Raw genomic sequence first — 19,616 nt, 5'->3', positions numbered from 1 at the left:
AGAGCCGTGCGACGACACGACTCTTTGCGCAATAGCCGCTTTTAAGGGCGGTGGGCTTCAAACAAGAGGATACACGACCAAGTAGACCGCAACCTTTGCGTGGGTGGGCGGTCTACTTGTGTTTATCGGACAGCAGCGCTGTAACTAGCAAACCAAAGGTAAGCATCAGCATAATCGCTTCAAACACTGTCACAAGGCATCACCTCCCTTCCGGGAGATTAGCCGACCGCCCATATCAGCCTTTCCATTGCTATGCAATTATACCATAATACATATTTCCTTAGGTGCACGATAATGGCAATCAAGGTAAGATTCATGTTACGATAGAATAAGAACGTATGTTTTTATGTTTTTTGCTTAATACATATTCGTATATTACTGGGATTGAACTTGTTAAGGAGTGAACATGTTCATGATACGATTAACCAAACGGCAGGCAAGACAGTTTTTGTTGTTGAAGCATGGGTTGCTGGGGGAACATCAGTTTATCGGAAAGGCAGGCATTATGGACTTTGTGCGGCAAGTTGGCTGCATTCAATATGATCCGATCGATGTCTGTGGAAAAAACGCCGAACTGGTACTCCAGTCACGAATCAGCGGATTTAGCAAGAGCATGCTCGACGAGTTGTTGTATCAGGATCGATTGCTGGTTGATTATCCTGACAAAAATCTGGCGATCATGCCCGTGGAGGACTGGCCTTATTTCGAACGATACAGACAAGCTGCCAGGCAGCATGCCATGAAGTATCCCGAGATGGAGGCGCTAACTACACAAGTAAGGAATTATATACAGCATTATGGTCCGGTAAGCTCGAATGATTTGAATGTATTACAGTTGAGTGGAGATTTCACCTGGAGCTCAGCCATCCACTGGAGTAGTGGTGGCAACATTGCCCGGTCCGTGCTGGAGCAGATGTATTCGACAGGCGAGCTGGTTATACATCATAAAAAGGGAACACGCAAGTATTATGATGTGGCGGAGAAATATATACGGTCTGATCTGCTGTATGCGCCTGAGCCACTGATGGACGAATTGCAGCATCACAAGTGGAGGGTATTGCGCCGAATTGGTGCTGTAGGCCTGCTGTGGAATCGTGCATCGGATGCCTGGCTTCATATATGGGGATTAAAGTCGGAGCAGCGCAACAAAGTCTTCGAAGAACTATTGCAGGAAAATCGGATTATCGAGGTCAGGGTAGAGCAGATGAAGGAGACCTTATATTGCAGGTCGGAAGACATGCCCTGGATCGACACGATACTGCAAAATCAGGAATTGCCTAAGCGCTGCGAGCTGATTGCTCCGCTGGACAATATGATGTGGGACAGAAAACTCATAAATGCATTGTTTGACTATGATTATAAATGGGAGATCTACACGCCCGCACTCAAACGAAAATTTGGTTATTACGTGCTGCCTTTATTATATGGGGATCGATTTATCGGTAGGGCCGAGATTGTTGTGGAGCGTAAAGCCAGCAAGCTTGTTGTGAAACATGTCTGGTACGAGAAAGATGTACAGTTAACCAAGCAGCTTGAAGCACAAGTGAACGATTGCTTCCAGCGATTCTCGTTATTTAACAGCTGTGAAACGGTAGTAATGGAAGCATAGTGATATAGCCTAAAGCTATAACCAGTCATACTTTTTTGGTATCTCTTCTAACCCTGCTCTGCGTGATATGATGAACATATACAAACGAGGGGGTTATTTTTATGACAGACAAGTTTCAGATTGTAGGAAGTTTATTGCGGCCAGAAGAGCTGTTGACATATAAAACACAGATTGAGCATCGGGATGACATCCAGTATCCATTCTATGAAAATTTTGAAGGGTACCAGCAATGTGAGAGCAAAGCCATTGATCAGGTTGTACAGAAAGAGATTGAGAACAATCTGACCGTCATTACGGATGGTGAATTTTCCAAATCGATGTGGCATCTCGACTTTGTCTGGGGTTTTGATGGGGTGGAGCGTTATATCGCAGATCATGGTTACTTTTTTAGAGATGTGGATGGCACTTCAAAATATGAAACTCGCAAGGATATCGGACTACGCATTACGGGCCAGTTGAGCGGGAAAAACCATCATTTTATTCAACTGTTCAAACAGCTGCAGGAGAAAGCCGGCGACCAGCAGACCAAGCTCTGCATTCCTTCACCATCGCATATTTTCGGTGAACTGTCCTGGTCGGATAACATCGGAGGCAAGGATGCGGTGTACCAGAATACACAGGAGCTCAAAGCAGGTCTGGTCAGCGCGTATAAGGAATTTGTGCAGGAATTTGCAGCTGCGGGCGGTACGATTCTGCAGATGGACGACTGTCTGTGGGAGCTGTTCGCTGACGACAATCCGAACTCGCCGTTCACCGGGGAGCATATTAATCAGGAGGAAGTACAAGGACTCGCTACAGAGTTTATCGACATTAACAACACGATTATTGACTACGGTCACAGCCTGGGTCTGAAAATGTGGACACATAATTGCCGCGGCAATTATGATTCCCGCAACATGGGCGGTGGATCATATGCGAAGATTGCGAATCTGTTCCTGAAACAGTTGAAGTATGACCGCTTCTTCCTGGAGTGGGATGATGATCGTGCAGGTTCCATCGAAGCGCTGGAAGTGTTCAAGGATCGACCGGATACGGAGATTGTTCTCGGCCTGCTGTCCTCCAAGACAAGTACACTTGACGATGAGGAGCGTGTTGTCCGTTTGCTGGATGAGGCATCCAAGATTATAGACAAGGACAGGCTGCTGCTCTCTCACCAGTGCGGCTTTGCCTCCTGTGACGGCGGGAATGAGCTGAGTGAAGCACAGCAGTGGGCAAAAATTCATCAGGGTCAGCAGATTGCAAAGCAATACTGGGGAAATGCGATCTAAGCTGAACAGATGGTGTGTCTGGCATCACCTTTCTATACATCTATAAAAGCAACAATGGCGGCTTATCCTTCGGAATATATCCGGGGAGAAGCCGCCATATTTATGGTGAGCCGTTTCGGTGCATCATGCAGCATGTGTATATAAGGTCTATGGCTGCGTTAGCTGGCTTATTTCGGTTACTTCCGAGCTTCCTGCTGCGTAAGCCATTCTTTTTTTAATAAAGCATATTGGTAGGTGTTCTCGTATTTCGGGGTGCCATCCTCGTGTTTGACAAACGAGATGAATTCGAGGAACAGACCTTCCCGGCGCATGCCCAGCTTCTCACACAGCTTCTGGGAACGGAAGTTATCGTCCTCCACATAAGCGTACAGTCTGCGTATGCCCTGCTCCATGAAGAGATGTTCGATGAACGCCCTCGCGCCCTCGCTGGCATAACCTTTTCCTTCATACCTTCCGTTGAAATTCCAGCCAATACTGTACGTATCCGAATCCTTCTCTTCCTTCATGCCGAACAGTTCACCAATCAGTTCATTGCTGTCTTTCAGGCAGACCGCGATATGGGAATCGTCATTGCTGCGTTTCTCGGCTTCGGCGGTGGCCTGCTCAATTGTTGTCATCTGATGATCCATAAAACAGTTCACGCGTGGGTTGGCTGTATACTCCAGCAGTCCGGCAGCGTCTGCTGCGGTGAAATTGCGCAGGATCAATCGATTGGTTTCAATGGGGTACATAAATAATTCCTCCAGTTATGTTGTATATAATACAGAATGATGAATCATTGCTTCGTATTATCCTTTATTTTTGACGGCGGCCATGTCTCGAGGCTTGGTCAGGGCAGGAGCGGCTTTGGCTTTGACAGCGTTTATGACCTTGTTTGTATTCTTTGTCTCATTTGTTTTGGTGGTCTCATCGACCTGGGGCGCTTCGTTGGCCTGCTCCGCTTTGGAGAACAGGTTCATTAGCTTGTCTTTGTAGATATAGCCGAGTACAAAACCGATAACAGCAATAACGGATATGATGATCGCAATAGTGTACTGCTGTGTTTGAATGGTCGAGCCTAACGCAGCTGATGCGATAATCCATGGCAGTCTCGCCACCAGCAGTATGATGAAGAAACGCAAGGAGCTAATGGAGGTCAGCGCGGCCACAAATACCAGCATATCCTTGGGTAACCCCGGAACCACAAAAAAGATAAACAAAAAGGCAGTAAACTTGCGCTCGTCCTGCATAAACGAGATCCATTTCATATTCTGCTTCTGAAGCAGGCGGGATACGAAATCACGGCCGATAAACCGGGTGAAATAGAAGGCGATGGCTGAACCCAGGATCAGACCGACTGTTGTATAGAAGGAGCCAAGTGCGGAACCGTAGATATATCCCCCGGCAATCTGTACAATCTCTCCGGGAATCGGTGCAACGACGATCTGAAGAATTTGGAACAGGATGAACATGACCGGTCCCCAGTGTCCGGTGGAATGAATATACGCTCTGAAGTTGTCCATCGACGACATGATTTTGATGATGTCAGAAGCATAATAGATGAGCAGACCTATCGCCAAGGCAGCGAACAGACCCAGCAGTATTTTGAGCACGCCATGTTTCGAATATTGCTTCATAGGTACGACTCCCTTTGTTTAATAACCTTGATTACTTACAGTATAAATCGAAAACATGAAGATTAGCCCACAGAACTTCTGAAGAATTCTTAAGCCGAGATGCATATGCTGGCTCTGGGAGAAATCGCGGACTATACTGATAGTGGACGGAGGGATTTCGATGAATAACAGCAAGCAGATTCTGATTGCAGACGACAATAGTGAAATACGCGAGATCGTCAGGATTTTGTTGGAAAGTGAAAATTATGAAGTCATCGAAGCCGTGGACGGCCAAGATGCAGTGGATAAAGTAACGGAAGAGACGGACCTCATTATTCTGGATATGATGATGCCCAACAAGTCAGGCTTGAAGGCATGTCTCGAGATTCGTGAAAAAACGAGTGCACCGATCCTGTTTCTTACAGCGAAAACACAGGATTCGGATAAACAACTAGCCTTCTCGTCGGGGAGCGATGACTTTCTGTCCAAACCGTTCTCCTATACCGAGCTTGTTGCAAGGGTCAAAGCGCTGCTGCGCCGCTATTATGTCTACCGGGGCAAGGAGAAAATTGAAGAGACGGACCACATCGTGGTGAAGGATCTGAAGATTCATCAGGATTCCAAATCAGTATACATCGGGGAGAAGGAAATCTCGCTCACCGATATTGAATATCAGATTTTGATGCTGCTGGCATCGAAACGAAGAAAGGTATTTTCAGCCGAAAATATATATGAGAGTGTCTGGCGACAGCCTTATTTTTATACCTGTAATAACACCGTCATGGTCCATATCCGTAACCTGAGAAACAAGCTGGAAGACGACCCGCAGCATCCGAAATATGTGAAGACCGTCTGGGGGAAGGGGTACAAAATTGAATAGATTTCTGATGGGCAAACAGCTGAAGCTCAAGATGGTGCTTGCCATTATTATCTCGCTGCTTGTTGCAGCAGGGGTATCCATTGTTTTTCAAGTAGCGGGAGAGACGGCGCTGGACAGTTATCTGAGTAAATCTACCTTTGTCGAGAACAGGCAGGAGGATGCGCTGGAACGCTTCCAGGCTCTTGTAAGCAGTGAGCAGTTGTCTACACAGGATCATGAGGAACTATCCAGATGGATTAGCGGGGAGCGTTACCTGAAGCTGTTTATATTTGTAAAAGACAAGCTGATCTACGCCTCCAATACCGAAGCTGACCCGGAGATTAATGAGGAGCTGCTGACTCAGTTTTTACCATCCAAAATACCGATTACTACAGTCCAGTTTACAGATCAGCCGGCACAGGTGTATCTGGTCGGTTTTTATGAATATCAGTATTACAACCTGCTTCTCATCTTGAGTGTATTCGCTGCCGTCATTGCTTTTATTATCGCTTTTCTGCTGCTTATCAGTCATAAAATCTCGTATATAGGCAAGCTGGAGCGGGAGATTAAAATTCTGGAAGGCGGCAACCTGGATTACAAGATCACCATATCCGGCAGAGATGAGTTGTCATCACTCGCCTGGAGTATTGATGAGATGCGGAAATCCTTCGTGGAACGGCTTGGCAGCGAGGAAAGAGTGAGGACAGCCAATCGGGAATTGATTACGGCTATTTCTCATGATTTGCGCACACCGCTCACTATTTTGCTGGGGTATATGGACATTATTGAGCTCGGCAAATACAAGACACAGGAAGATCTGCTGCAATACATCCATAATAGCCGGGAGAAGGCTTATCAGATCAAGATTTTATCGGACAAGCTGTTTGAATACTTTACGGTATCTTCTGCATCAGAGGAAGAGGATGTGGACTTCGAAATCTATGAGGGCCGGGAGCTGCTAGATCAGCTGCTGGATGAGCAGCTGGCGGTAATCGAGGATATCGATGTTCAGATTCAGCCGAATTATGGGGAACAGCCTTTTTTGCTGGAAATGAATCTGGTGGCGATTCGTCGTGTGTTTGATAATATTTTTTCTAATATAAAGAAGTATGCAGATACATCCCATCCCGTCCATATCGAGCTGCATGTGAAACAGCAAATATTATACATGAACGTTTCCAATCGGATCAGACATGTTGACAAAACGAAGGACAGCAACGAGATTGGCCTGGTCAGCTGTAAAAAAATTCTGGAGCAGCATAATGGAACGTTAAGCACATCAGAACAAAATGATAGATTCACATTACAGATTGAGCTGCCTGTCATTCTAAGTGATACCGATCGGTGATCGTTGTGGAAGGGGAAGGGGTAGATGATGGGACAGCAGAGGAAAAGAAGATGGAGGCAGCAACCTTGCATTTTTGGTGTTCAGATGAAACTTATGCAGGGTATGAAGGGTTAATATAGAAGGAATGTCAACATGTGAGGGGAGAGAGCTTCATGAAGAAGAACAGTCACACTCCACTAACGAAAGATCGAATCTTGCAGCAGCTGGATTCACTAGGCTACTCGAATCGGATGAAAAAAATGGCACGGCTGGGCCTGGATCATCCAGTCCCTGAAGAATATGCCGTGCTGCTAATCGAATTGCTGGACAGCGGAACAGCTTACGAAGCACATCTGGCCTTAACCGGTGCTGGCGCGGTGCGGGATGCACAAGCGGTTAAACATGCATTAAAACATTGCAAAGCGAGGGTCAGGGGCCGGGCGGCCTGGATGCTCGCAGAATTGATTACCGATTCAGGTTATCCTGTTGAAGCCGAGATCGTTTCGATGTCTCATCAAGAGCGTCAGCTGCTGCTCCGAAGCATCGTGAAGTATAACAGACAGGATTGGGCAGAACGACTGCTGCAGATCGTATTGGAACGCTGGGGAGCCAAGGAGGCCGCTATACTATTGCCGATGTGCAGTGAAGAAACGGTTCGCACAAGGCTGCCGCAGCTGGGATATGCTCTCCGTAACTGGCGGCTCCTCACAACTCGTTATCCTGATCAGGCTGCTGCATATCTGAACAAGGTTTTGAGCGAGGCGTCAGATAGCGGGAAGTCAGGTGTCTGGTACTTGATGAGCACTGCGGTAGAGAAGCTGAGTGTATTCAGGCCTGGAATGATACTGGAATATGCGCTGAAATATGGCCCTAAAGAGTTGATACATCCCGTGATCAAGGAGCAATTGGGTATTCTGATTCAAACGAGCCCCGAGCGAGTATTCGAGCTGCTGACACGGGAGGAATCGAGGGCATATTTGCTAAACAACGGGGTTCCGACGGGCGTATTGAAAAAAAGAAGATGGTTCACCTCTGCGCAATGGACTGCGCTGGTGAAGCTGCTGGCTGCGGCGCCTTATCAAGTGGCGAAGGTGCTGGATACACTTGCACCTTCCAGCCGGGGGGCGTTGTTCGAGGCAGCTTATCCAGAACAGGAGCGCAAGCTGCGCATGTTCCCGATGAGCCTGCTCGATGTGCTTCCTCATCAGCTGCGCGATCAGGAAGCGGCCCGTATGCTCCATTTGCGTGATGCTCGGGAAGATCGGGGCATTATGCTTGAACTGACTGCGCGCCGTATGATCGATGCAGCCAGAGAAACGCTGGAGCTGTCGGTTCAGGCGTCCAGTGCAGATGAGCGTGCAATAGCGTATGCCCGGCTTATCCAGAGCACAGCGTTATCCCGGCGCGGTATGGGGGAGACCTTGCGTTTTCTGACAAGGGTGAAGAATGATCAGGACCCTGTGCGCTTCACTGTGATGACAGAATTGTCGAGCTGTCCTGCTCCGATGTTCAAGGGGGAGCATGTGGATCATCTGACGATCCTGGTCGATAGCGTCATTGAGGCCAGAGATACTTCTCATGGGACAAGGTCGGCAACGGAGAAGCTGGCTTATGCGATTCTGCGAGAGCATGCCGGGGAGTCCGAACATCCGCTGTTCCAGTTTGCGCTTAGAGCGATGAGAAGAATGACGATGCGTGACGGACAGTTCATGCTGTATGCAAGAGATTGGAAGGGAATACCACGGGCAGCGATCGAAACATTGTTTGACGAAATCTATGCCGTGGGTTTAGAAGCAAACAAGCGGGAAAGTGATTATGTTGTTTTGCGGATGGCTGATGTATTTGGGGAAGCTATAGATCATCTGCCCAAGCTTCATCAGCTGCTGGAGGAACTGGTCAAGAGCAAGAAGGCGCCTGCTCAAGCCGTCCGTTACTGGTTAGCACCCTACAAGACAAGGGATGCACGTGTGAGGGAGCTGCTGGACCGTGATCCGACCTTTATTTCATTCTATGAGGTGTTTGCGCATCTGCATCGGAAACGTCAGGAGTGGCTGGACCCGTTTATCTCGGGTAAGGTTCTTAAAGGCAAACATCTAACGGGCAAAACGATCTATCTCGTGCCTGCGTATGATGGCTTTTACCGCTGGCTGCCGCGTCAGCAGCAGGCGCTTGCTTCGCTGCTTGAGCGTGTGGTGCAGGACAACAAGCGCAGCTTCCACGAACGAGCCAGTGCAATGCGCAGCTTGGCAGGCATGCCGGATTATCACTCGGATCAGCTGGAGAAGCAGTTGCAGGACCCGGAAGTACATATTGTAGAAGCCGCGCTGCATGCTTTTTCTTTAACAGAGGAGCCGGAAGAAGCACTTCCGGTGCTGCTGAACAATGTGGACGGGGATCGTGCGCGCGTAGCGATGTATTCTATACCGAAATGTGCACGCAGGGTAAGCCCGGAGCTGCTCTCCTCTATGCTCTCGAAGCTGCTGGATCGGGAGAAGTTGAAGATCACAGTGAGGAAGGAAGCGATACGGCTGCTGGGGGCGTACAAAAGCAGTGAAAGCATGCCGCTGCTTGTTCGGGAGTACGAGAAGCCGAACCAGCACAAGGATGTTATCATTGCTATCGGTCATGCCGCCAGACAATGTCTGGATGATGAGCGAAGCTGGGCGATGATGAGTGTCATGGCATCTTCTTCAGACCGGGATATTGCTCGAAGCTTGCTGAATCAGTCCCCGGCGGAGCTGCCGGTAGAAGCACGTTTGCGATATTTGCAGTGGATTACGGAAATTGCCGGTCATAATGACCCGATTGTATCGATGGAGGCTTTTCAGGCCATGACTCGCTGGGGCAGTGTGAGTGCAGAAATCATCGCGGATTGTGCCGGCGGAGCATTGATCGATCTGGAAGACGCAAGCCGCTGGCAAGCCGCACTGCATGCGTTTGTCCATGTTGTTCAGGACGGAAAAGTGAATGATCAGGTTGTGTATGTCATTCGGCAGTTGGCTGAAGCGAAGATAAAGGAAGACTGGAATGCGGGTAGCGAGAGAGACCTGCCCAATCGTCAGCGCTTGCTGAGGCTGTTGGAGAGAATTGTGTCGTTATCTCCGCCAGTGCGGAATATGCTTGCACCGTTATATGCGGCCATAATTGAGGCGCTTCAGCCGTATGAAACGCTGAAGTTTGCTGTGATTCCTCTACATTTGGCTGCAATAGGCTGGAGTCAGGCTGACCTGGCGGTGGTACGTCTGAACGCTGTATTAGAAATTATGAATGCTCATCCATATGTTTGGGATTCGGTGGATCAGCAGGTTACCCGAATGCTGCTTGCAAGCAAATCATACTGGGAACCGGAGCAGCTTCTTGGCATCGTCGATATATTGAAATTACGGACCGACCTGGCTTCATCTTATATGGAGCTTTCCCTGTTGAAGCTTGCTGGGGAAGCATTGTTCTGGAATGAAGATTGCCGCGAGCGTCTTAGAGCTTACAGGCAGCATGAGCACGAGGCAATCCGGCTGCGGGCTCTAGATATTTGTACGATCTCTGAATAAGATAAATGGGGAAAAGCGGTGCAGGGGATCATCTGTGCCGCTTTTTCTGTATGACAAGCAGGATCATGTAAATATCGATAAATGTAGCTTGTGGAACAAGCATTTTAGAGGTCAAAAAAATAATTTACTTTAAAGCGGAGAAGTGTTAGTATTTGGTGGAAAAAGTTAGAAAAAGATCATGAATTTTGCTGATTGACGACCTACATTCAAGGAGGCATCCGGTATTGAACATCCTATTTGTCGTGGATATTTTGCTTAGTGGTCGAGGTGGAATGGAAACAGCCCTTTCGTTAATCTATCATGAACTCAAAGAGAGGCACAATGTTACTGTGATTCTCAAGGGAGAATCCAGAGATACGACCTGGCAAGAGGGAATTAACACGATCGCGTTGTCAGCGAAAATAAACGATTTTATCCCACAGCATATTTTGTTCAATATGTATTCTGCTGCCTTGGCAAACGTCATGAAAGATCTTCCGAGAGCAGATATCATCGTATCAACAGGGGCAATTGGTGTGAAAGCCTCGACGATGGCGATAGAACGGTTAAATATACAGGTGCCAGTCGTTAGCTGGCTGCATTTTAATCTGGATTTTTATTATCAATTCTTTGAGGATTTACGGGCTGCGGATGGCCATCTGGCCATTAGCGAAGGAAATTTAAGAGATTTGCAATGTGTTTTTCCGGAAAAACACAACAGGCTGGTCTACAATCCCGTGAAATTTGATAACATTCCATATGTGAACAGAGCAGTCCATCCCGTTTTTGTGGTTGTTGGGAGACTGGCCAAGGTGAAAAATGTGGATCAGATTTTGAGGGCTTTTTCTCCTTTGCAAGAGAAAGACTTTGAATTACACATCATCGGTGACGGTGATCAATATGAAGTGCTGGAAGAGCTGTCCCGGCAATTGGGGCTGCAAGATCACATGGTTTGGCATGGATGGCAGCAAAGGCCGTGGGATGTAGTACGCAATGCAACCTCACTAGTTCTGGCATCTGATACTGAACCGTTTGGACTGGTTCTTATTGAAGCACTTTCCAGGGGAATTCCTGTGATCTCCAGTAACTGCAAGTATGGGCCAGGAGAGATTGTGAATGCCAGTAATGGCTGGTTGTACGAGCCTGAGGATCTGGGGCAATTGACTTCAATTTTGGACAGAATAATGCAGGGTGACCTGTCTCTTCCTGCTCCGGAAGTATGCAGAGAATCTGTAAGAAGGTATGCGGTTCAAAGCATTGCGGAACGTTTTGAACTGGCACTGCAGGACATTTCCAAGCATAGAGCTATACACCGAAATGAATCGTTCACAAAATATTCAAAAAAACAGTTGACACAGCAAAAAAATGGCAGTATTCTAGAAAAAAATTCAAATATATGAAACAAAATACATTCGATGCAATGCTGAAATTCACATACACAAATGCTCTACAGTATACCTTTTTGTACTATTCAATGTGACCTAACTTATGTTCACGTTCACTCCTAGAATAACCTCTTGTTTCCCTCCTTTCGTTTAAAACTAGACTTGATGTACAACGTTATGCTAGACAAGCCTTTACCCCTTTCGTTCTGATTCAATTGTTTCAGCTTTTTTGTTCTCTCAATCAGCTTCCTCTTTCACTAGATTTTATTTACACAATATGCAAGCGCTTACTTTACGTTGTTATATGAGAGGAGGTGAGAAGACATGACGAATTATAAAAAACCAACGTTCCGCAAACTGGAATCTGCAGCGATTGCCGTTGCAGCAGGCTGTGGCTGTGGCTGCGCATTTTCAGTGGGTGGCGGTTATGGATCTTGCTAATCATTTATTGTTCATGAACACACAAAGAGGCCTGTTTATCGGCCTCTTATCTTGATTACTGGAGGCTTGTTCATGCAAATAGACGAACGATTGCATATTCCGGATGTCGCGGTGTACTACGAAGATGGCCATTATGTCGTACATAACGTTCAACTCAACTGTTGGGTTGTGTACTCACCAAGCGAGTATGAGATTGCATCGGAATTGATATACGACGGAAAATCGGCAGCTGAATTGATTGATTCAGGCTTAAACCCACAGCAGGTGAAGCAGGTTGCCCGAAAGATGCTGATGTATCGTGTGGCTTATCAAGGAGAACGACCTGCCGAGTATCACATGCTGGATGTGATGCAGAAGCAGGGAATGGGCAAGGTACCACCTACCGCTGTTTATTTTGTAACCACCTACAAATGCAATCTGAGCTGTATTTATTGTTACGCGGATAGCAGCCCGGAGCGCTCGATGAACGGGGATATGAGCACGGAAGAAGCCAAGGACATGATTAGACAGATCATGGAACTTGGGACCAGTACCATCGTGTTCACGGGCGGTGAGGCATTTATCCGCAAGGATATTATGGAGCTCATGGCCTACAGCAAGGAAATTGGATTACGAGTCAACGTAATCAGCAACGGCACGTTGATTAATAGCCGTGAGAAGGTCAATGAAATTGCCAAGCTGGTGGATTTGTTTACGATCAGCTTTGACTCACTTGACAAAGAGGAGCATGAAGCCAACCGCGGTAAAAATACGTGGGAACGGGCGCGCAAGGCCATTGATCTTCTTCTGGAAGCCGGAATCAAGTTGAAAATCAACCAAACGGTGACCAAGCATAACCGGGATTCGGTTGATCCGATGCTGAAGTTTGCCACGGAGCGCTCGGTGCGCTTGAATATTGTACCTCTAGCGACGCTTGGTCGCGGGGATGATCGCATGCAAGGACTGAACTTTGGTGAACGTCGCCGTATTGCCGATCGGATGCTGGATATCGAGATGGGGGATGCCCATGAAGACTGTCATGCTTTGAACGTAAGGCAATATGAGCGCCGTCGACATTGTGGTCACGGCACGAGTGAATTTTCAATCGATGCAAAAGGCAACGTATTCCCCTGCAAACTGATGCATTCTCCAATGTTCCACGCTGGATCAATTCGAGAGAAATCACTTAGGGAAATATGGGAGACATCAGAGGTGTTCGAACGCTCGCGGAACAGGACGGTGCACACGTTACCAGAATGTATGAAATGTACGTTCAGAGAATCCTGCGGAGGAGGCTGTCGTGCATTCCATTGGGGAGCCACAGGCGATGTTGACGGAACCTCTCCTCAGGATTGTTCAGGCATCAGGCGCGGTATCCGTAGAAAAATGGTCGCTTATTTCAAAATGGCAGGAGGTAAAACGAATGAGCCAGTCGTTTCAAATAGCCGATGATGTCTTTTTTGATGAAAATGTAGAGGGAATATTCATTCTTTCTGACGCTGGTGAAGTATTCGTCTTGGAGGATGATGTCAGTAAAGCAGTATGGAACATGCTTGCAGATTCCGTGCAATCTCTTGATGAGATGTGTCATCAGATCAAACTGAAATTTAATATTGGCGATGAAGATCATGTTGAGGATGACATTCGGGACTTTGTAACGGCATTATCCAAAATAGGAGTTCTGAAAGAATGCTTAGTACCCGCAGACAGGATTTCCTGATTCGCGCATTGCAGCAAGGGAAGTCTATTCCGATCGTCATTGAGGGCCATTGCATGCATCCTCTTCTTGTTCAGGGGCAACAAATTTCAGTGCATCCTTTATTGGATGAAATAAAAGAAGGTGACGTTGTATTGGTTCGTGACCAGATGAACGGTTATCTGGCTCATCGCATAATCAGCCTGGGACGTGACTTCGTTGTTACTGCGGGTGATCGTAATCATATGTCTGATCCTCCTGTACGACGAAAGGATGTATTGGGGCGGCTGGACATACCAGAGGAGCAAATGCTTAATCAAAATTTCGATAATCATTGTTTATCAACTGCGGTTCGTCCGCAAGGGCCATTCTCTGAAATGAAGGTAGTCGTTCATCCTGAGGCCATCGGAGCTTCATTAGATGAAGTCTTGTCACGTGCCTTTGGTGTAGAGATCCTGATGGAGGAAAATCCGATCAGCCAGGTGAGGAGTATGAAGGAGAAGGGCTGGACAACGATTGTCATTCATGAAGGTGCAAGGCAGCATCTATCGGAGTTATCGTATGCTGCCAGCAGGATCGTGATCTTTGCTGGTTATGATGTGGCGAGAGAAACGGATGAATCTGCCGGTATTATTGGCATGAGTGATGTGGATGTTGTGGCTCGAACAGCAGTCGACTATTGGAATGGCCTGCAAGCCGAACTAAGCATTGCAGCAATTATAGGTTTTCATATGAGGGGGACAAACGTATGACATGGGTAATTACGGCTACGTGCGAAGGAGAACGTCTGGCTAAATGTATCGTGGCTTGTCCCGAGGACGCCATTCAGACATCTCCGGATGCCAAGCAGTATTACATTAATCCATCGGTATGTACCGATTGTGGCTTGTGTGATCTGGCCTGCCCTGTGGCAGCTATTTTTCCGGAAAGCGCTGTGCCGAAACAATGGAGAAGCAGTATTGAAGAGAACCGTTTGTTTTTTCTCACGTAGTCAAGCCAGCATAACCTGCATATGTCAGCGCAAGGAGGAAGAGGCTTGCGTTGACATGTAGTATCAGGGAAGAAGGGGAGCCGGAATACGATGCCGACACTTCGTGTACGAGTTGGGCAATATCCGCTATTAATGGAACTGTGCAGAGCCATTAATGAGTTAAGACAAGATAAGTTATGGACGGTTCCCCAAAAGCGAAACTATCCACCTGCGCTGTTGAATCTTATTCGTAACCGTGGTCTTCGTTCTAATGTCTATCGATATTGGGGCAGTTTGCTGTTGAAAGATATGCTGGCTGTCGAGACTGGGCCGGAAGTGAAATTGGTCAAGCGCATACTGGGTGCATCTGCCGATCACAAAGCCGCTGAGGTTATGGCTGAATATGAAAATTATCTGGCATCACAATGTGAAGCGATTCGGGAATATCTTGCACCTTTAGTTCAAAATTATGATATAGCTGAGGTTGTTGAGCTGAAGCTGTATCCGTTATCAACGATGCCTCCGCCGCAGATCGGGAGATTTGGAGCAAGTTTAAGCAAAGCCATGACTACCTCCGTCCATTTGGCTTTTGGAGCACCGCCGCTTCAACTTTGGGATGATTTTAACCTGAACGTCTCTTTCTTCGCCAGAGGTGGTATTCATTATCTCGTTAAAGAATGGCTGCTTGCGCACGAAGGTGAATATGGAGCAGTGAAGGAAGGCTTGAAGCCATATCTGATTAATCTCGTTTCGGCTATCATTCTGATTGAAGTGGATCACTTTTTCAGTACTAATATTGATCTGGTTTTCCATGAAGAAGATAAATTGATCTACCAGTGGGCGCTCGGGCAATATGATGGCAAGATGGGGTTTGGCAATCATCTGATCGAATATGTTCGCAGTCTGAATGCTCACTGGCCCCCTCCGCATCTGGAAGAGGCTCGTCGTGATATTCCTATGACGGTCGTACATACGATCCAGAAGAAAGTTCGTGTCTATATTCAGGATCAGTATAATCTTTTGGCGAACACCAGATGGATTGCTGATTATTATGATATTGCTGGTTCTGAGGATGAGGGTGAACTGGAGATGGCGTATCCGTTTCTAGTCCTGCCGTGGGATGCAGAAGGTGTTGCAGAGATCTGCTCCAGGCATCATATACAACACAGTTATCATGAAGCCGCCGTGACTTATGAGCATATGACGGGGCAGAAGCAATTCGATACTACGGACACGCTCTGTCTGCTCATTGATCATGATGTCGAGACCTCCTGGAAGTTTGTTTTATTATGCCCTTCCGTTCGGACTGAACCAGGCTATTACATTGAGACTTCCGTATTGTCACAGATTCATACACCGATTGCTTTCGTAGATTCTGCCTCGGGAAGGAGAATATTATGAGCCGTATACATGCCGGGTTTGCCCAGATATGGATGATTGTTCGGGCAGGAGATCGGGCCATTTGGGCCTTGTTAGCGCTCATTTTGGCACTTGGTGTATGGCCTGGCTTCATGATATGGGCGATCAAGCATTCAGTGAATCAACTGGCTAATGGCGACCGCAACTCTTCATTAGCTTACATAGGCATTATTGCTGGGGCTGGCACGATTGCGATCTTGCTCAACGTGATACAGCCCTATTTTCTTAGAAAAGTAAAAGACCACGTCTACCACAATTTGTCTATTCGTTTGTTTGATAATGTCAATCGCAGAACAGAGAATGAGCTGCTTCGGGCGGCAACGCGAAATCGAATATCAAGTACTTCGGAATCGGTTAGCTCGATCTACCATGGCGGAATGGATGGGCTGACGGCATTGCTTCAGGTCATAATAACGGGATTCTCCCTGGTATGGATTCTGCTGGTGGTGGCGTGGTGGGCGCCTTTGCTGATCCTGGCTGGAACGGTGCTTAATGTCTGGCTTATGAAAAGGGCAGCGCTCTCTGAATCGGGTTTTCTGCAAAGCATTTCGGAAACAACGAGGCTCGAAGGGACGTTTCTGGATATGCTGACCACATTGAAGTCTGCCAAAGAAATGCGTGTTTTTGGCATGTCCGATTGGATGAAAGGCAAGTGGCAGACAGAGCAGAGTCGAATTGCACGGTTAACGATAAGGCAAATGGTCAAAGCCGGATTTTACAGGCTGGCAGGTCAGATGGGCAGTGGGATTGTGACGACCATTGTATTGCTGGCGGGGTTATGGAAGCTGTGGCAAGGCACCTTGCAACCGGGAGAAGTTGCTGCACTGCTTATCGGAGGTCTGCATCTGGAGCAACTGCTTGGCTTGGTTCTTAGCCAAGGCAAGCATTGGCTGGGACGGAAAATGTTTTTGGCAGAGCTCCTTCAGCAGCCTGCAGAGGAACAGACGAACACAGTAGCAAGCCCGGCTTCTGAAACATCAGCAAACACAACTGTTGTTGTCAGCAATACAGACACAACGCCATATGAAGGTATGGCCATGAATACGGTTGACCGTAAAAACAATGATATGGACATTCCCTATGCCATATCCGTTCGTCAATTAACGTTCAGTTATGACGGGGAGCACAATGTTCTCAAAAATATCAACTTTGATGTTACACGCGGAGCCAAGGTGGCGATCGTTGGTGCCAATGGCTCAGGCAAAAGCACACTTATGCTGATGCTTGCGGGTCTGTTGAAGCCGGATCACGGTTCCGTAGCGTCAGAGAATGTTGGTGGGTTTTGCCTGCAAGACTACGGACGTTATAAGTTATCCGCTGCCGAGAATGTGTATCTGGGGGATATCACTCGTAAAGAGCATACGGAAGATATGATGGAAGCGTTGAAGCTCACCAATGCCCATTTTGTAGATAAGTTGCCTCAAGGACAGCAAACCGAGCTCTGGCCGGAAGTTGGAGGCTCGGATCTGTCGGAGGGGCAGTGGCAGCGGCTGGCGTTAGCCAGAAGTATGTTCCGGGCTATCTATCGCGCAGGCTCGGTCATTATTATGGATGAACCAACGTCCAAACTGGACCCGAGTAACGAATTAAGCATTTTGGAGTCCATCATTAATCGATTGGAGGGCTACACCGTATTGTTCGTTGTTCATCGTCTGGTCGGTTGTGCTTTTGCCGATTCGGTGATCCTAATGGATCACGGGGAAATCCGGGATTATGGAACCCATGAAGGGCTGCTTGAGACAAGCACACCTTATCAAGCAATGTGGAAAGCCTCTTCTTCTTTTATGGAAACGATGAAGGAAGAGGAAGGAGGGGACGTGGCCTGAATGTGGTTGACTAAGGTAAAAGGTAAACGAAAGTTGTTGCCATGGATTGCATTCGCTCTGTCCGTGACGCTGTTAAAGGGCATATTGCCTGCTGTTCGCATTTTCCTATTCGGTTACGCCGTTCAGCAGGTGATTTCCGGAGTCGATCTCGATCGCATGTTGCTGCTGATGGCCTGGTTCGCAGCGGCAACTATCGGAGAGAAAGTGATGGATTCGTTATACGGTATTGCGCTGGAGGGACTTCGTGTTCACTTGGGCCGAGCCGCTAAAGAGCTGTACATTGATCAATACAATAGAGTGCCGTATCAGAGACTTCTCGATGCCACGTTCTCCGAATCGGCCGAAAAGGCAGCGAATGGCCTGGATCGCGGGCATCGTATTCTCACGCTTGCACTGGATGTCCTGAGTGCGGCAGTCACCCTGATCAGCCTGGGTACAGCACTATGGTTTGTCACAAAAATCGGGTGTCTGGTAATGATGGTAACCTTTGCTTTTGTTGTGTTCAAACAATACAAGCTGGGCCGTCAGATGTTTGACGTTGAGAACCGTCTGTCAAGACAACGTATTCGGGAAAACTACTACCGCAGCACCGTCATGGATTTTCAACTGGGAAAAGAACGCAGGCTGTTTGGATATTCACCTTATATAGTGAGCCTGTGGAAAAATACATTTGCTGATATCAGCAAGACGAATCAAACCTTTCTTCTTACCTCCCAGAAGACATCAGGACTGATGCAGATCGGGCAGCTTCTTCTTATCTCTGTGGCCTACATGGTGTCCATTCTGACGGCCAGTTCATCCATTGGTGGCTTGATTATCGCATTTCAACTGATTGATGAATTACTTGGCAAAGCCAATGCATTTGTACTGGAGCTCCGCATGTTTACCAGCGAGCTGCTCGCTGCATCCAATCTTACCCGTTTTCTGGCTACAGATACTCCGGATCAAGTAGAGGCTTTACCCAAGAAAGCAGAGAACGAGATTGAACTGAATGGCGTTGGATTCTCCTACCCAAATCACAGCAAACCTGTGTTGACCGATGTGACCATGCATTTTCGCACGGGTGAGCTGGTCGGACTGGTGGGCGAGAATGGGGCTGGTAAAACCACGCTGTGCAATCTGATCTGTGGTTTGCTTGAGCCTGCCGAAGGTGAGATATGGGTGGATGGAAGACCCAGTCTGCATACAGACAGGCTGCGTGCGGTCTCTGTTGCTTATGCTGACTTCGCCAGACTCCCGCTCAGTGTGCAGCAGAATGTTGGGCTTCATCGGGAGTGGAATGAAGCTGCGCAGCAGCTTGTACAGGATATCACCGAGCGAAGTGGAGACAAACGATTGGGTACAGGATATACAGACGGAACGGAGCTGTCGGGCGGACAATGGCAGCGTGTGGCGGTAGCCCGGGCGATGGCTAATACGCGAACCATGCTGATTCTGGATGAACCTACGGCTGCAATGGACCCGGTGATGGAGGAACGTGTTGTACGAAGTGTGAAACAATTCGCAGCTCAGGGTAAAGCGGCGCTGCTGATCGCGCATCGGGTCAGCACAGTTATGCATTGTGACAGGGTTTACGTTATGGCGGATGGGCAGATTGTGCAGGAAGGTGCACCGCTCAGGCTGCTGGAGGAGGATGGAGTATTTCGTGACATGTACGGTGCGCAAGTTGCTTTGCTGAAGAAGCAGGGAATGACCGCATCCGTGGGGTGATACTT

At 47.8% G+C, this 19,616-nt stretch carries 16 protein-coding genes; 13 read left to right on the top strand and 3 right to left on the bottom strand.

Going from position 1 to position 19,616, the window contains the following annotated elements; genetic code table 11:
- Nucleotides 1–112: 112 nt before the first annotated feature.
- A complete protein-coding gene (locus ACQSGY_RS19250; protein WP_427180136.1) occupies nucleotides 113–187 on the bottom strand; it encodes a putative holin-like toxin in 75 nt (24 codons plus the stop codon).
- Between the two features lie 225 nt (nucleotides 188–412).
- Between ACQSGY_RS19250 and ACQSGY_RS19245 the strand changes: the two genes are divergently transcribed.
- Nucleotides 413–1,609: a winged helix-turn-helix domain-containing protein gene (locus ACQSGY_RS19245; protein WP_427179941.1), complete on the top strand. Its 1,197-nt coding sequence runs from the start codon at nucleotides 413–415 to the stop codon at nucleotides 1,607–1,609.
- A 101-nt stretch (nucleotides 1,610–1,710) separates the two neighbouring features.
- Complete coding sequence (locus ACQSGY_RS19240; protein ID WP_427179939.1) at nucleotides 1,711–2,877, top strand: cobalamin-independent methionine synthase II family protein; 1,167 nt, start codon at nucleotides 1,711–1,713, stop codon at nucleotides 2,875–2,877.
- 176 nt (nucleotides 2,878–3,053) lie between these two features.
- Here the strand turns inward: ACQSGY_RS19240 and ACQSGY_RS19235 are convergent, their stop codons facing one another.
- Both ACQSGY_RS19235 and ACQSGY_RS19230 read right to left on the bottom strand, forming a co-directional pair.
- Nucleotides 3,054–3,608 (bottom strand): GNAT family N-acetyltransferase, encoded by a 555-nt coding sequence (locus tag ACQSGY_RS19235; protein WP_427179938.1) that lies wholly within the window; start codon nucleotides 3,606–3,608, stop codon nucleotides 3,054–3,056.
- Between the two features lie 57 nt (nucleotides 3,609–3,665).
- Complete coding sequence (locus tag ACQSGY_RS19230) at nucleotides 3,666–4,493, bottom strand: TVP38/TMEM64 family protein (RefSeq protein ID WP_427179936.1); 828 nt, start codon at nucleotides 4,491–4,493, stop codon at nucleotides 3,666–3,668.
- A 160-nt stretch (nucleotides 4,494–4,653) separates the two neighbouring features.
- On the opposite strand from ACQSGY_RS19230, the gene ACQSGY_RS19225 reads away from it, so the two are divergent.
- The 11 genes from ACQSGY_RS19225 to ACQSGY_RS19175 all read left to right on the top strand — a co-directional run bounded on the left by ACQSGY_RS19225 (nucleotide 4,654) and on the right by ACQSGY_RS19175 (nucleotide 19,611).
- The gene (locus tag ACQSGY_RS19225) at nucleotides 4,654–5,352 is read left to right on the top strand and encodes a response regulator transcription factor (protein ID WP_145405488.1); all 699 of its coding nucleotides are present in this window, start codon (nucleotides 4,654–4,656) and stop codon (nucleotides 5,350–5,352) included.
- Nucleotides 5,345–6,679: a histidine kinase dimerization/phospho-acceptor domain-containing protein gene (locus ACQSGY_RS19220; protein WP_427179934.1), complete on the top strand. Its 1,335-nt coding sequence runs from the start codon at nucleotides 5,345–5,347 to the stop codon at nucleotides 6,677–6,679. The genes ACQSGY_RS19225 and ACQSGY_RS19220 overlap by 8 nt, the downstream gene beginning before the upstream one ends.
- A gap of 152 nt (nucleotides 6,680–6,831) precedes the next feature.
- On the top strand, nucleotides 6,832–10,206 hold the full coding sequence (locus tag ACQSGY_RS19215; RefSeq protein WP_427179932.1) for a HEAT repeat domain-containing protein: 3,375 nt from the start codon (nucleotides 6,832–6,834) through the stop codon (nucleotides 10,204–10,206).
- A 242-nt stretch (nucleotides 10,207–10,448) separates the two neighbouring features.
- Nucleotides 10,449–11,585: a glycosyltransferase gene (locus ACQSGY_RS19210; protein WP_427179930.1), complete on the top strand. Its 1,137-nt coding sequence runs from the start codon at nucleotides 10,449–10,451 to the stop codon at nucleotides 11,583–11,585.
- A 498-nt stretch (nucleotides 11,586–12,083) separates the two neighbouring features.
- The gene (locus ACQSGY_RS19205; RefSeq protein ID WP_427179928.1) at nucleotides 12,084–13,442 is read left to right on the top strand and encodes a radical SAM protein; all 1,359 of its coding nucleotides are present in this window, start codon (nucleotides 12,084–12,086) and stop codon (nucleotides 13,440–13,442) included.
- Nucleotides 13,414–13,710, top strand: a complete 297-nt coding sequence (locus ACQSGY_RS19200; RefSeq protein WP_427179927.1) for a PqqD family protein — start codon at nucleotides 13,414–13,416, stop codon at nucleotides 13,708–13,710. Before ACQSGY_RS19205 ends, ACQSGY_RS19200 begins: the two co-directional genes overlap by 29 nt.
- The gene (locus ACQSGY_RS19195) at nucleotides 13,680–14,438 is read left to right on the top strand and encodes a S24/S26 family peptidase (RefSeq protein WP_427179925.1); all 759 of its coding nucleotides are present in this window, start codon (nucleotides 13,680–13,682) and stop codon (nucleotides 14,436–14,438) included. Before ACQSGY_RS19200 ends, ACQSGY_RS19195 begins: the two co-directional genes overlap by 31 nt.
- Nucleotides 14,435–14,677, top strand: coding sequence for a 4Fe-4S dicluster domain-containing protein (locus tag ACQSGY_RS19190; protein ID WP_216517893.1), 243 nt, complete (start codon nucleotides 14,435–14,437; stop codon nucleotides 14,675–14,677). The genes ACQSGY_RS19195 and ACQSGY_RS19190 overlap by 4 nt, the downstream gene beginning before the upstream one ends.
- Nucleotides 14,678–14,767: 90 nt before the next feature.
- Nucleotides 14,768–16,057 (top strand): hypothetical protein, encoded by a 1,290-nt coding sequence (locus ACQSGY_RS19185; protein WP_427179923.1) that lies wholly within the window; start codon nucleotides 14,768–14,770, stop codon nucleotides 16,055–16,057.
- Nucleotides 16,054–17,901: an ATP-binding cassette domain-containing protein gene (locus ACQSGY_RS19180; RefSeq protein ID WP_427179921.1), complete on the top strand. Its 1,848-nt coding sequence runs from the start codon at nucleotides 16,054–16,056 to the stop codon at nucleotides 17,899–17,901. The genes ACQSGY_RS19185 and ACQSGY_RS19180 overlap by 4 nt, the downstream gene beginning before the upstream one ends.
- A gap of 6 nt (nucleotides 17,902–17,907) precedes the next feature.
- Nucleotides 17,908–19,611, top strand: coding sequence for an ATP-binding cassette domain-containing protein (locus ACQSGY_RS19175; RefSeq protein ID WP_427179919.1), 1,704 nt, complete (start codon nucleotides 17,908–17,910; stop codon nucleotides 19,609–19,611).
- Nucleotides 19,612–19,616 lie beyond the last annotated feature (5 nt).

It is taken from the genome of Paenibacillus sp. TC-CSREp1, from assembly GCF_050171015.1.
Classification (GTDB): domain Bacteria; phylum Bacillota; class Bacilli; order Paenibacillales; family Paenibacillaceae; genus Paenibacillus; species Paenibacillus silvae.
The sequence above is the reverse complement of the archived record's forward strand: the minus strand, read 5'-3'. Positions and strand labels throughout refer to the sequence as shown.

Excerpts from the sequence above, each read along its gene's own strand:
- ACQSGY_RS19230 (WP_427179936.1), bottom strand. The coding sequence starts at position 4,493 with ATGAAGCAATATTCGAAACATGGCGTGCTCAAAATACTGCTGGGTCTG.
- ACQSGY_RS19205 (WP_427179928.1), top strand. The coding sequence starts at position 12,084 with ATGCAAATAGACGAACGATTGCATATTCCGGATGTCGCGGTGTACTAC.
- ACQSGY_RS19215 (WP_427179932.1), top strand. The coding sequence starts at position 6,832 with ATGAAGAAGAACAGTCACACTCCACTAACGAAAGATCGAATCTTGCAG.
- ACQSGY_RS19235 (WP_427179938.1), bottom strand. The coding sequence starts at position 3,608 with ATGTACCCCATTGAAACCAATCGATTGATCCTGCGCAATTTCACCGCA.
- ACQSGY_RS19180 (WP_427179921.1), top strand. The coding sequence starts at position 16,054 with ATGAGCCGTATACATGCCGGGTTTGCCCAGATATGGATGATTGTTCGG.
- ACQSGY_RS19225 (WP_145405488.1), top strand. The coding sequence starts at position 4,654 with ATGAATAACAGCAAGCAGATTCTGATTGCAGACGACAATAGTGAAATA.
- ACQSGY_RS19190 (WP_216517893.1), top strand. The coding sequence starts at position 14,435 with ATGACATGGGTAATTACGGCTACGTGCGAAGGAGAACGTCTGGCTAAA.
- ACQSGY_RS19245 (WP_427179941.1), top strand. The coding sequence starts at position 413 with ATGATACGATTAACCAAACGGCAGGCAAGACAGTTTTTGTTGTTGAAG.
- ACQSGY_RS19185 (WP_427179923.1), top strand. The coding sequence starts at position 14,768 with ATGCCGACACTTCGTGTACGAGTTGGGCAATATCCGCTATTAATGGAA.
- ACQSGY_RS19195 (WP_427179925.1), top strand. The coding sequence starts at position 13,680 with ATGCTTAGTACCCGCAGACAGGATTTCCTGATTCGCGCATTGCAGCAA.
- ACQSGY_RS19240 (WP_427179939.1), top strand. The coding sequence starts at position 1,711 with ATGACAGACAAGTTTCAGATTGTAGGAAGTTTATTGCGGCCAGAAGAG.
- ACQSGY_RS19200 (WP_427179927.1), top strand. The coding sequence starts at position 13,414 with ATGAGCCAGTCGTTTCAAATAGCCGATGATGTCTTTTTTGATGAAAAT.